The following is a 12,571-nucleotide window of genomic DNA, read 5'->3' as shown; positions in this document are numbered from 1 at the left end:
ATCACCGTGACTTTTTCTGAAGGAGCAGCTATTGTGTCGGAGACAATCGGTGCACGTGTAAAAAGGGTATGCAAATTGAAAGAAATGACTCAAGTTAAATTCTCTTCAATTTTAGGGATCTCCAAAGGCCACTAATGTCAACCTGAATTACAATTTCTATTACAATGCCGGTTGGAATATTGTTTGCTACCAATTTGGAACGTTAAATTGGCACAAATAAGTTAGTCCTGTTCATTAAGAAACCTTGATATATCAGAAACCATTCTTCAAGGGGTAGCAATCCCGCGGAATGGTTTTTTTGTCTGCAATAATAAGAAAGGCAGGCTTTCTTTAATTTCTTTATTTTCTTTTGATTCATTACGAATAGGACAAATTTTAAAGAGCGTATTAATTATCAAGAAGCAATTAAGGAAAGGAGGAAACCAGCCCAAGCTTGAGGGCACTCGCTGTTCTCGGTGATGTTGTGCTTATAGGCCGTCGCTTTGGATCACGCTGCAACTCGACGGTCTAGATCGTATGCATTGTTTTGGCTTTGTTAGATTCTGTGGAATGGTACTGGGCTTCAGATGGGGTTGAAAGTTTTCCCAGGGGTTTATTTTAACTCTAATGACGAGGTGATATTGATGATATTGACGATGGGGATTGTAATGATCAGTTTTAGTGCTGGTGGCATCTACGTATTGTTTAAACATGCAAATGACGATGAAGGAAATCCGCCTACGCTAAGTAAAGTCAATGAAGAAGTTAGACCGCTAAAGTTACAGCCACAGCCGATATCTATTAGCATTAATATAAACATCTCGCAATAACAACGCCGCTTAGGCATTGTTTCTTGCTTTAACTTCGGCGTCCTCGCACCGCCGAGGTCGTCCAGTTCATCCGTGAGTACAAAGTCCAGCTTTTACTCCTCGCTCTACTCCGGTTCGTTCAACAGGAAAGCTAGATGGTTCTCCTTCGCGATTTCCAGCGCTGTCATCTTGATCTAGCCCAGCTGCTCTTTGTTCTTTAATTTCATTAGTTTCTTTACGAATTTGTCAAATGATAAGAGCATATAAAGTTAATAAGGATTAAAGGAGTGGATAAAATGACAAGGGAATATCAAACACTACCCGGATTCATTACTGTTGCCGAAGCAGGAAAAAAATTAAACGAAATGATGGGAGGGGACAAGGATAGCTGGAATTTTTGGTACACGAAATTACAACAGGACATAAAAAATGATAAATTGCCATTTCAATTCCACGGAACGCGGATCAAACAGATAAGTGAAGACTATTTACATCAATGGTTTAAGCAGGCTAAAGATGATATGCAATTGGAACTGGTTTTTTTGAAAAACAAAGTGCTTAAAGAGACTAATCTCCTTAGAGAAAAGAGGGAGTTATTAATAAGAGAGCTTCAATTTCTAACTGATAAAGAACAAAGTGAGGAAGAACGGAGTCAGTTTGAGTTCAAAATTAAAGAACTTGAAAAGCAACTTGAAGAGCTTAAAGATGAGGAAGCGCAAAAACAGAATGAACTTCAGCAGATCCATTTGAAATTCAAGAAACAAGAAGAGTTGAAAGCCATTGAAGAAAGAAAACAAATGATAAGAGCTCAAGAGCAAAAACTTAAACATTCCGAGTATAGAATCAATATGTCTGAAGTTAAACCCAATAAAAAGAGCTCAGTTATTATTAATCTTGATCAACTTGATCAAAGAATTAATGATCTCTTAGATGCCTATGATAAACAAATCCTTGAAAGAGATGAGATCGTCAGAAAGCTCAAGGCATTAATGGAATGAAGGTATATTCCGAATATCATGGTGAAAACGATCCGCTGGAGAGCAAATTAATGCTTCGGACAAAAGCGAATGCCGACATATTATGATATCCATAGCTCAAAATGTTAGGCAGTCGTTTAGAATAATCGGCTGCCTTTGTATGCGAAGAAAGTGAGTATAAACAGTGACTTCGAGAACAATACATTATTGTAATGAAGTCGCTGCAAATTGTTCTCTATAAATCACTTGGAACAATACTTTATTGTAATTTGAACACAAGCAGGTGCATGAAAAACTCAGTGATATCAAAGGGGTTTAAAACAACACTTTATTGTAATGAATCACATGTAGCCAAGATATTGCATGACCTTCTATTCTGGATCGCAACATGTTGGCATAATAAATTAGCCCGCGGGCTGTAGCCAACAGACCCAAGTAAATGTTCTTTAATTGGCCTACACAGTCAATTAAATCTATCGCCTGCATGGAAGGTGGAGTTAATAAAAGCATCTATTGCATATTGATCAACTAACAAAGTCATACGTCAGGAGATTTTCAAGATCAACGATAATTACTACATAAAAGCAGCCTGCTGTTTTAATAGTCGGGAGGCTGCTGGAATAATTCGGGCAATTTTTTCTCGTTATGGATTGAGGGAGCTACGTAAACAGTGAAAGTAAAAGAGCAAACTTTTTACTGACTCACCTTACTTCCTTGATAACAAGCTTTCTTTCATTTGGAAGTATGTTTCGCTTATTCCACAGTTCTGTACGGACTGCGATTTTATTAATATCATCTCTGCCAAGGGCTTTACTAAAAAGCTCTGCCAAGCTGAACAATGTTGTGTCTTTCAATAATTTCACTCTAACCCCGCCTTTACCGAATCAGACAAGCCTACTTAATAGATCCAATTTTCAACGTGTTTTCTTCTCTTTAACCTAGATACAAAAGGACTTCCGTGCAAGCCGATGGCAGTATCATAAGGACTGTCGCCTTACATCAAGTTTGTCAGCGATGAGATAATAAAATTAAAAAAATGATCTGAGGGTTTTGTTTGTTTCGGAACTAAGTTTACAGAAATAAAAAATGCGGAGTAGTCATTGACTATCCCGCATTTTTTATTCCAAGAATTGCTTCACAATCGCCTTAACTTTCTTTAAATCACTTAACTTTAATTTCGAAAGCAAACCCAACAGCTCTATCATAGTTTTTTCTCTTGCTGTAGAAGCAACGAAAGTTTTCTCATATGTCAATAATTCCTTGACGCTAACATCTAATGCATCCGCAATCTTTTGAAGGTTTAATAAAGAAACGTTTGTTTCTCCACGTTCAACTCCACCAAGATACGTATAATAAAACCCAGCTTTTTCGGCCAGCTGCTCCTGGGTCAAACCCTTCTGATTTCGGAGTTCGCGCACTTTTGCTCCAACTGACAATAAAATGTTAGCCATTGCTACACCTCTTAAAGAAAGTGTAGTAAAAGATAACTATTGAGGAAATGGTTAGATATGTAGTATTCAATATTAAATACTATATATATGTGGTATTTTTGAAAGTTTTGGAGATACTGTTTGATAAGGAGGGAAGAGGATGTTTCTACAACGGTCACGTCCATACAAGGATGAAAGTTTAGCCGGCTATATTTACAGAGTGAGTGTAGCGAACGGAGATGTAAATACACGACACTTGAAGCAACAACTTAACTTATGCAAAACAGATCTCCAGAATAACTTGTTTCAAGAACAGACCCTGATGACACTTTGTGATCTTACAAATCAACAGCTAGAGATGCTTCAAGACATGAGCTCTAATAATTTATTTGAGGAGCTTGAAAGTAAAAAAAATTTCAAAATGATAATTTTAAGCCACAAAGTTCAATTCTGCCCGCTGTGTTTAAAAGACAGAGCATACCACCGAAAACTGTGGTTTTTTAGTCCATTTATCATTTGTCCTATTCACAAAATTCATTTACTAAAATCATGTTCGGTTTGTCAGAAACCAGTGACACTTATCTCTCTCAATCAGGATCAATGCGGGAATTGCAATGAAGTATTGGGCAGACAGAATACTCTAACCACACAAGATCTTGTACCTAATTTTATTGACTCACAAATGGCCTTAGCAGAACTTTTCAGTACTACAGATTCAAGGATTACAATAGCTGGTATGAAGCTTACGATAGTCCAGTTTATTACACTTTGCCAGCATAGCTTAGCATTTTTTCGAAATAAACGGAGTTCTAACATTCCGAATTCAGTAACAGATACTTCAATCAAAGATAATGAGAATTACTCAATTGGGTTTTCTGTTTATGAAGTAATGCAGATGTATGAGCAGTTCCCTACTAATTTTATCCGTGTGCTTAGTCAACATTATAGTGCTGCGGTAAGGTTATGGACGGATCAGAGTAATTTTGAAGAGCTTTTTGTAGATCCTGTTTTTGATCGGATTAAATGTTCATACCTTGACTTTGTCGTAGCTAGACTAACGACGAAGGGGATAAACACATCCTCAATGTCATTCCGTCACACACAACAATACATTACTAGGACCGCGGCAGCGGACATCATGGGGATCAATTTAGAAGTAATTGAAGATTTGATAAGACTCTCCATCTTTAAAGAAGTCCAAGTAAACGACCGAGCGCTTCTAGTCAGAACAGAAGTTGTAGATGTATTCAATGAATGTAAGGGGGAAGTTAGTTCTCCGATAGGGAAAATAACTCTTCGAGACGCTTTGCTTAAATACCCAGGGCAAGGGATTTCCGTTTCATGGCTTGTGCTGCTAATTAAGAATAAGATTTTGATTTCAGGAAGTTCAGAAAATTGTATCTCAATTATGGATGTGTCATTCGATGAGGGAGAGCTAAGAAGTTGTATACACCAATTTGTAAATAATAATGGCCGAGGGAAGGGAAGAGCTATGATACCAGATGATAAGGCGGGGCTGCAATTTGGTTTAGCAACTGTGACGGGCAAAGGAGTCGTCTTTAATGACAAAGTTTACTCTAATGCCCAAATGTTAAAGAATCAGTGGTTTGAACTTGCTCAGAGGACTGGCAGCTGGACAATCCCAATCTTATATAGTTCTGATAAATCAGACCACCTTGTTTTGTTAGATGCCGATGGCCTAGAGGTTGCTTCATCTCTTGAGGAGGCTCCTGAAGTTGAGGCTGAAGTGCTTGAGAGTTATTATCTTGCATTGAATTCGCTGAAGGAAAGATTGAAATTGAAGAATAACAACTTCAAAAAATAAAAATGCTTGTATCTGTACAAGGTAAAGTCAATTCAGTGACAATCTTTTAGTGTTGTAGTGAAGCCAGCCGTACGTCTATTATGAATCGAGATATTCTTAAAGATCGGGAGCTCCGAGTACAATGGAGGCTCCTATTTTTTTACTGTAGTAGGAGCGTATTACTAAAGTGGTCAAACTGTTATTGAACACTTCATCGTATCTTTGGTCGGCGAGGAGGTCTCAGGTATGCTCTATAAATACCGGGAATCGATTGGATAATCTGATATTCTTCCAATTCGTTAGCGAGGGCATCCATTTGCCTAGTTTTGTACCTTTCAAAGTCTTCTTTGTAAAACAGTTCACAAAGGGAGTAGGCGTCAACAGCATCGGTCTTTACTTTGCGTAAACTGGAGGCTTTCTTGGCCTGATAAGAAAGCATCGGATTAACTACGACAAACAAGTAATTATGATCCTCCAAGAAGCGAGTAACTGGAAGATGGTAGTCACCTGTCGATTCGAAGATAACCATGGGTTTTTCGTCGGTTTGTTCCTCGATAAAGCTTAAGAACGAATGGAAAGCCTCTAAACCTTCGTGAATATGAGGGACGCCAGTAAGGCTGACCTTTATCTAAGAAAGCCTGGCCCTGACTGTCTCCCTAAGCAATGTCCAGCCCAACTACTGGATTCATCGTTTGTAACACCTTCACTTCCTAAGATTCGCCGGTAGCCCCAAATCCCGCTTGTAGTGTCATAGCTTCGCTTGTTATTCGGGATCGATGTCCCAACCAGCCTCAAACATGTTTCTACAAGTAGGGGGGTGAACAGTTTAGCGCACGGGGGCTAGCCCCACGGACAGACGTTCTACCCCGGCTATCGTAACTAACTAAACTAAACCTCTTACAGAGAAAAGAGGTCAACCAGTAAAAACTGGCTGACCTCATAATACGAACGGGGCACAATAGCGCAGCCTATTCCGCTAACGGGGCAGTTAGAATAGTTCAATGCCTTCGAGAAAAATTAATTGTAGAGTACTCGCGAAATTTATATATAATAATTCGTTAGATATAATTAAATTCATTCGAGACAATGGGGGATTTTCATTGCATCAGAAGACAGAGATCAAAGTGAAACATCTAAAGTTTGGTTCATTTATTAAATGGAATATTTGCATCTCACTTTCGATAGGGGTAATCATTGGATTATTATTTGCCATTATAAGTTTACTTGGTGGTAATGTGAACGCAACATTCAATGGCAAAGAACTTTCAGGGGCAAACGAAATAATTTTTTCACTTTTATCTACTCGATTACGATGATATTTTTTGAAGTTTTCTTTTCTTCGATTCTTTATCTTCCGCTGATATTGATATTAAAGCTTAAAAAAGGGATTGATCTTAAAGGAATATTTGAAATTGAATCAAAGCAAAGCGCCATTGATAAAATAGAGGTTCAAGAATCGATTTCTGAAAATAATGCTTAAAAGATTTTCATTTTTAAAGATTATCTAAGAAGAGTGGCAGTGTCTATTATTTATTAAACAAACGGGCACAAGAGCTTCAATAATTCAAAACACAAGGCTGCCACGAGACATTAGGCGGATGATAAAACCAATGGAAAGTGAATGTAATAAAAATAACTAATGAGGTAGATTACAATGTTGAATACTAATAATAACTCAATTCAATTACCAGAATTAAAGCCCAGCGGTAGAATTAGAGAATATAAACAATATTCAGATGAAATTAAAGCTAGAGTTTTATATGAACATTTAATAAATGGAAAAGAACATAGATGGTTAGACATATATGTATTAGGGATAAGTAGTGGTAGAACAAATGGGCGAAACTCAGCTAATATTCTTTATTACTTTGGATTAAAAGCAAATTATCGAGCGTTATTTAAAGATAAGACGGTTGCAGAAGTTATAAAGATACTTACTGAATACGGATCAAGTTATCTAGATGTTATTCGATTACTGAAATTATTAGATAAGGATAATTTAGACTCGACCGGGCTGGTGCACTTAGAACCTGATGACGGCAAGTTCCAACTTGATGTACTTTCGGAACAGGTTCCGGACAACGTTGAAGTTGAGGACAGCCCTAAACCAAAGCCCGGCAAAATTAACAATAATAATAGCGCTAAATATAAGCGGAGTTCCCACACCGCCAAACGAGCAATTGTCTCTGCCAAATATATTTGTGAAGTGGATCCCAACCATCGAGAGTTTACATCCAAAATCACAGGTAAGAATTATGTTGAAGCCCATCACTTGGTGCCAATGGAGTTCCAAGATGCCTACTCTTATAGCTTGGATGTAGAAGCCAATATTGTATCACTGTGCGCTGCATGTCACAGAAAACTTCATCATGCTATTTTTATTGAAATAGAGCCTATACTCGTCAAGTTGTTCAATGAAAGAACAAATCGACTCACAAACTGTGGCATACAACTAACCATCGAAAAATTGTTCAAAATATATTTTGATCAAAGTAATTAAGTAAAAGATACGCTGCCGAACGCACGATTAAAACAGGTTGCCAAATTAACGGCAACCTGTTGTGCTAACTAGAGGATAGTTTAAACACTCGCGAATAACTTGTAACAGGCCAATTGATGTCACTGTTAAGCGTTTGTGAGGTGCTTAGATAATGGGAAAAATGTGTGTAACAATTAATGTCGGTAATGTACATCACACCATAGATGCAGTAGGAAAAACTGAGGACTCTTTTAGAAACCTTGATGGGATTGCTACAACAGCATCTTCGTTTGATGGTGAAAAAGATGTTAAATTCAGACTTATGATTGAGGGGGATCTTACAGAAACTGAAGCAACCAAATTATTCGGACGAATAATGGATACTGTTGCCGAGTTTTCGAATCGTCCAGATGTATGGAATTATTACAATGGTTACTTTGATATCAAGAGTTATGACCATGGTGTCATTTATGATGGGATAAAGCTGATTGGTGAAGATTTAAAGGTCCAGCCGAACTGAAATTTCTAATCCACTTACGTGAATTTTTGAAGTTTATTAGATCGAAAAGCTCATGGTTAAGCATTAAATTCATAGAACAGAAGTAAGCAGAGGTCAACAAAGAAAGTCATCGAGGTATCATGAACAATGAGGAGGTTGTACAATGTCCGTCCATCCGCAAAAGGGGCAAGGAAAGGGCAGCCTGTTTGACATCCAGCAACTTGTAAATCGTTTTCCCGCGGTTTTCAAATCCCACTGGATTAAGACCGGGATGCCCTCGGAGTGGGATTTCAAGTGGGTTTCACCGCTTGAGTGTAATAACTGGGCGGAATACCGAGATGAAGATTTTTTGGAAGGATTACAGTTAACAAGACGGATCCAAACGCCACTACATCAATTTTGGCCGAACAGAGGACCGCAATGGGATGCATTAGCTCTTGCAAATGGAGACATCCCTATTTTGGTGGAAGCGAAAGCAAATATTCCGGAAATGGTTACACCACCCTCTAAGGCAAAAGGGGCTTCCAGACAACTGATTGAAAGCTCTATGCAAACGGTACGCGACTACCTGGAAGTTTCAACTTATTCAGAATGGACCCGGACTTATTACCAATACACTAATCGGCTCTGTCATCTTTATTATTTAAACGAGTGCAACAAGATCCCTGCTTACCTGGTCCATATCTATTTCATTGGGGATAAGTCTGTCGGTGGGCCGGAGACGATCGAGGAGTGGCAAGGAGCGATTACAGTTATGAAAACCTACCTAGGTCTTAATAAACATCACATGTTGAGTAGCAGGATGCTGGACTTCTTTATCCATATGGATGAAATTTCATAATGTGATGTGGTTGAATATTATGTGGACAGAGCTAATTTTTATGATTCCATTTACCTTAGGAAAAAAGCAATTGAAACGATGAAAGAGGCTATAACCAACCGTTCACCATCAAAGAAAGAGCGAGTGGTTTATTTTATTTGGGGTTTTCTAAATCTAAAAATGAAGGATTTTAAGCAAGCATCCGAATATTTTAATCAAGCGCTTGAATTGGTATCCAAAGAGCAATTCAAATATGGCAGCAATTTCAAACGAGTCATTAAAACCTTTATTAAAATTGGAGAAAAACAAAGAGCATTATTTTGGTTAGATAACCTTTTGGAACGACAAAGTTATGACAAAAGGTTTTCAAAATTAACTTATCTAAAAAAGCATTTTAGTTAACGCTCATTCCGCTAACGGGGCAGGTTTGTTTAATTGGGACCACGAATATTCTTATGGATGTAAAATACGTATGACTGTAATAGGGCTGAAGTAGCATAAGTCACAAAGGGGAGATGTCTCCGAATGTTATAATAAAAATACAAAGTATGTGGGAGGTATGTCGGTGTTCAAACGGATCCTGCTTGGGGCATTTGTGCTTGGTTTAGCTTTCGCAGCTGGTTGTGTGATAGCTAGCCCTGAATTACGTCTTTTTGTAGATGGTAGAGAAATGGAAGGCGTGGTTATTAAAGAGAATGGCAAGTATTACGTCACCGTCGATACTGCAGCTAGACTAGCAAATAAAACCGTCAACGTGGATTCTAACACAAACATAATCAACTTTAGATCACTCCCATCGACGAATACATCGGCTAGTTCGGCAGAATCTACAAATGGGACCTCAACGGATACTGTACCTAAAGATGCCTATGCTGTAGGTAAGATATACTTCAAAGACATCCAGGTTAAAAACAACATGGGGATTGGATACTTGGTAACTGTAGAAGTGGAAAATCACGAAGTGGATTATCAAAGTCTCATCGTTACAGCTACTTTCTACGATGCAAACAAGAAACGTGTAGGAACAGCAGATGGTGCCCTCAATTATATTGATAAAGGTGATACCAAGACACTAACGCTCACTAGCCTAGATGATCTAAGTAAAGCAAAATCCTATAAATTCCAAATCGATGCTAAAATCTGAGATGAATGAGAGGCATACACTTCGACGTGTATGCTCTTTCTTTATATATGCCTACATACTTAAATGCCCCTCTTATTTATTCTTACCAAAGTATACAAAGAAAGTAAGGGCAGCACCTGCATTGACATAGGTCAACTTGAACACGATCTATAGCAGTAATCAATATCTAACTAAATATTTAATAGTGAAAAATTGAGGTTACCGCTGGGGATCTAATGCTGAACGTGCAGACAGGATTCTGGGGTACCGAACAAGGGCAAATTGCTTTACGGAAACTGCAGTAGGTAGATCAGGCAGATCGTCAAAGGTGAGAGTAAGAACTGGATTTACCTTGAGCAGGTACTCACATGCAAAGTTAAATTTCAGTGCTTCACGAAAGACAGTAAGCTGCGTCACCCTACATTTGAATCATTTATTTTATAAAGCTGCCGAGTCGCAGCTTTTTATTTGCCCAACCGTTCACGGATCCACGCTTCAAACAAAAGAGCCGAGGCGTTAGCCCCGGCCTATTTGTTTAATCTACGGTTATGTTACGAAGTTGTGATATTACTACCCGAGCAGATCGGAGATCGTCATCGTCTTACAGGAGCGTTCCATACTGCTTTGCAGCGTTATAGGCCGCAGTCGCGTTCGTTACATCGTTGTTAAATTGTCTATGCCGGCTTGTGTATCAGTCTTGATAGCTCCATATGACTGAGCATCCATAAGCGCGTAATCGAGGGCGTTGCTTACGTCATACGTTACCGCACGCCGAAGCATATCCGCGAACTGATGGTTCGACTGCTGGCGCCGACGCCGAACGACCTGATCTGCGATATAATTATTCAGAGATTGATACAATTTAATGATTACCACAGGTCGCTGCCGCATGCAGGGTAAGTGACACACTTGCGGGGAAGCAAGCCGTGAGCTCCCGGTTGTTTTTTGCCTTCTTTTTAGTGGGACTAATATGGTCCCTTTATGCAAAAAAGTGGTATAATTATGGTTTATAATACTTTCATCAAACCTACGGAGGTGTTATTCGATGAAAACATATAATTACGAAATGCAATCTGCTCAAGAGAACGAAATCGTGTTGCATGAGCATGAGGAGGACATTTCATTCAGCGAGGAAACCTTTGCCAATTTTATAAAGAACAAAAGAAAGCTGGAAAAAAACAGTAAAGGCAAGCCCGGATTGTCTACAAAGGAATTAGCTGGCCGTGTTGGGGTTCCACCAGAAATGTTCCGTAAGATAATAAATAAGCAGAAGCCCAATCAATCAAGAGACTGCATTATTGCCATATGTGCGGCTTTACAATTAGATGTTGAAGATACCAATGAGGCTCTCCGAATTTATCAGTTTATGCCCAAACTGGATGAAGATAGCCCGCGAGACAAATTGATAATTGAGGTTTTAAACGGTGGGTTTGATATAGAGATTAGTGTTGGCGCCATGAATGATAGACTGCAACGATATCGTTTTCAGTCTCTTGATATAGTTAAATCAAGAGCTCGGAAAGGAAAAGAAAATTGCTTGTTATATCAAAAGGCTTTCCCGTATGAAGTAAAAAAGAAAAATGTTAGAACTTCAGTCGACGAAATGTTGATTGGAGACCCATACGAATCACTTTCAACAGCATATGATTTTCACAGATATAGATGTATCGCCACAATGTGGTTAGATGATACCCAAAATAAAAAACAGTACAAACTCACTGCTGAGCCAGATGGAAATTATTTTCTTGAAATTTTGCCTTGGCCTGATGCACCTGAAACGCCATTTCGCTCGTTTAAGTCGATTGACGAGACCGATGTGTTTAGGGATTGCTTTTTGGAACTGCAAAGCATGGCAAAAAGCGAACAGCGTCATATGGAAGAATATCTCAACGATACTCGCAACTATTATGAAAGAATCAATGCTGACATTTTGCATGACTCGATCCATGTATATTTCGAGAAATACAATTATACTATACCGGAGAGAAATGAGTACTATTTAATGGAATACATTGATGGCATATATCGGCTTTCGGTTTCTCATAATAGCCAATTTATGAGTAAATACCTGACTTCGGAAGAATACAGAGAACACTACGGAAATGCCGAGTCGATGCTTATTAAAACATATGACTCCATAGAAGAAATCGAAGCTTTATATAATAGCCCTGACCTGCCTCAAGAAAGCAAAGTGGTCTTAATGCTTCGGAAAAATGCATACAAGAAGATGCAGCTCGTTATAGATAAATATCTTGAACAATTGAGAGCCCGGACTGTATTCGTTCGTAACCTTGAGCGCATTTGGGATGACCAGGATAGAGTGTGTGCTTATTATGGGCTGGAAAAGGAATTTCAGTGCAAACTCGAAGATGAGTGTGGAGATTTCATGACAGCTGAATTAGAGTCCGCCGACATAATAGATTCTGACGGCCAGAAAGTTACTGTTACTCTTTCGGATTTAAGACGCGCTTTTGAACTGGGGTATAAGGATGCAGCTGAGATATGTCGTGTATTAAGAAAAAAAGGCAGCATTGAAGCCGTACTACAATAAATATCATAATTTCTAAACGGGACTACTATAGTCCCGTTTTTGTGTTTGTAAATTTTTGAAGGAGTATAATACGAGTGTAAACAAAACACAAGAGTTACCG

The 12,571-nt window shown here is 38.6% G+C and carries 12 protein-coding genes; 8 read left to right on the top strand and 4 right to left on the bottom strand.

The genetic code is table 11. From position 1 onward, the window contains the following. The first annotated feature begins 1,084 nt into the window (after nucleotides 1-1,084). A complete protein-coding gene (locus AC0LWF_RS07255) occupies nucleotides 1,085-1,786 on the top strand; it encodes a hypothetical protein (RefSeq protein WP_474650878.1) in 702 nt (233 codons plus the stop codon). Nucleotides 1,787-2,466: 680 nt separating this feature from the next. Here AC0LWF_RS07255 and AC0LWF_RS07250 read toward each other — a convergent pair. After that, nucleotides 2,467-2,628, bottom strand: coding sequence for a hypothetical protein (locus AC0LWF_RS07250; protein ID WP_474650877.1), 162 nt, complete (start codon nucleotides 2,626-2,628; stop codon nucleotides 2,467-2,469). A gap of 255 nt (nucleotides 2,629-2,883) precedes the next feature. Then, entirely contained in the window at nucleotides 2,884-3,216 is a 333-nt protein-coding gene (locus AC0LWF_RS07245; protein ID WP_474650876.1) for a helix-turn-helix domain-containing protein, read from the bottom strand. 139 nt (nucleotides 3,217-3,355) lie between these two features. Between AC0LWF_RS07245 and AC0LWF_RS07240 the strand changes: the two genes are divergently transcribed. Then, on the top strand, nucleotides 3,356-5,020 hold the full coding sequence (locus AC0LWF_RS07240) for a TniQ family protein (RefSeq protein ID WP_474650875.1): 1,665 nt from the start codon (nucleotides 3,356-3,358) through the stop codon (nucleotides 5,018-5,020). Between the two features lie 190 nt (nucleotides 5,021-5,210). Here the strand turns inward: AC0LWF_RS07240 and AC0LWF_RS07235 are convergent, their stop codons facing one another. Further along, complete coding sequence (locus AC0LWF_RS07235; protein ID WP_474650874.1) at nucleotides 5,211-5,528, bottom strand: IS110 family transposase; 318 nt, start codon at nucleotides 5,526-5,528, stop codon at nucleotides 5,211-5,213. 1,125 nt (nucleotides 5,529-6,653) lie between these two features. Here AC0LWF_RS07235 and AC0LWF_RS07230 point away from each other — a divergent pair. From AC0LWF_RS07230 to AC0LWF_RS07210, 5 genes are all read left to right on the top strand, one after another. After that, complete coding sequence (locus AC0LWF_RS07230; protein WP_474650873.1) at nucleotides 6,654-7,499, top strand: HNH endonuclease; 846 nt, start codon at nucleotides 6,654-6,656, stop codon at nucleotides 7,497-7,499. Between the two features lie 151 nt (nucleotides 7,500-7,650). Continuing rightward, nucleotides 7,651-7,998 carry an IolE/MocC family protein gene (locus tag AC0LWF_RS07225; protein ID WP_474650872.1) on the top strand — a complete coding sequence of 116 codons (348 nt, stop codon included), beginning with the start codon at nucleotides 7,651-7,653 and terminating at the stop codon, nucleotides 7,996-7,998. Nucleotides 7,999-8,140: 142 nt separating this feature from the next. Continuing rightward, a complete protein-coding gene (locus AC0LWF_RS07220; RefSeq protein WP_474650871.1) occupies nucleotides 8,141-8,818 on the top strand; it encodes a hypothetical protein in 678 nt (225 codons plus the stop codon). 21 nt (nucleotides 8,819-8,839) lie between these two features. Beyond that, nucleotides 8,840-9,199 carry a tetratricopeptide repeat protein gene (locus tag AC0LWF_RS07215; RefSeq protein ID WP_474650870.1) on the top strand — a complete coding sequence of 120 codons (360 nt, stop codon included), beginning with the start codon at nucleotides 8,840-8,842 and terminating at the stop codon, nucleotides 9,197-9,199. Nucleotides 9,200-9,362: 163 nt separating this feature from the next. Then, nucleotides 9,363-9,941, top strand: coding sequence for a hypothetical protein (locus AC0LWF_RS07210; protein ID WP_474650869.1), 579 nt, complete (start codon nucleotides 9,363-9,365; stop codon nucleotides 9,939-9,941). 633 nt (nucleotides 9,942-10,574) lie between these two features. On the opposite strand, the gene AC0LWF_RS07205 is transcribed toward AC0LWF_RS07210, so the two are convergent. Continuing rightward, on the bottom strand, nucleotides 10,575-10,796 hold the full coding sequence (locus tag AC0LWF_RS07205) for a hypothetical protein (protein ID WP_474650868.1): 222 nt from the start codon (nucleotides 10,794-10,796) through the stop codon (nucleotides 10,575-10,577). 169 nt (nucleotides 10,797-10,965) lie between these two features. Between AC0LWF_RS07205 and AC0LWF_RS07200 the strand changes: the two genes are divergently transcribed. After that, on the top strand, nucleotides 10,966-12,471 hold the full coding sequence (locus AC0LWF_RS07200; RefSeq protein ID WP_474650867.1) for a helix-turn-helix domain-containing protein: 1,506 nt from the start codon (nucleotides 10,966-10,968) through the stop codon (nucleotides 12,469-12,471). Nucleotides 12,472-12,571: the final 100 nt, after the last annotated feature.

Source organism: Paenibacillus sp. sgz302114 (assembly GCF_056120345.1).
The sequence above is the reverse complement of the archived record's forward strand: the minus strand, read 5'-3'. Positions and strand labels throughout refer to the sequence as shown.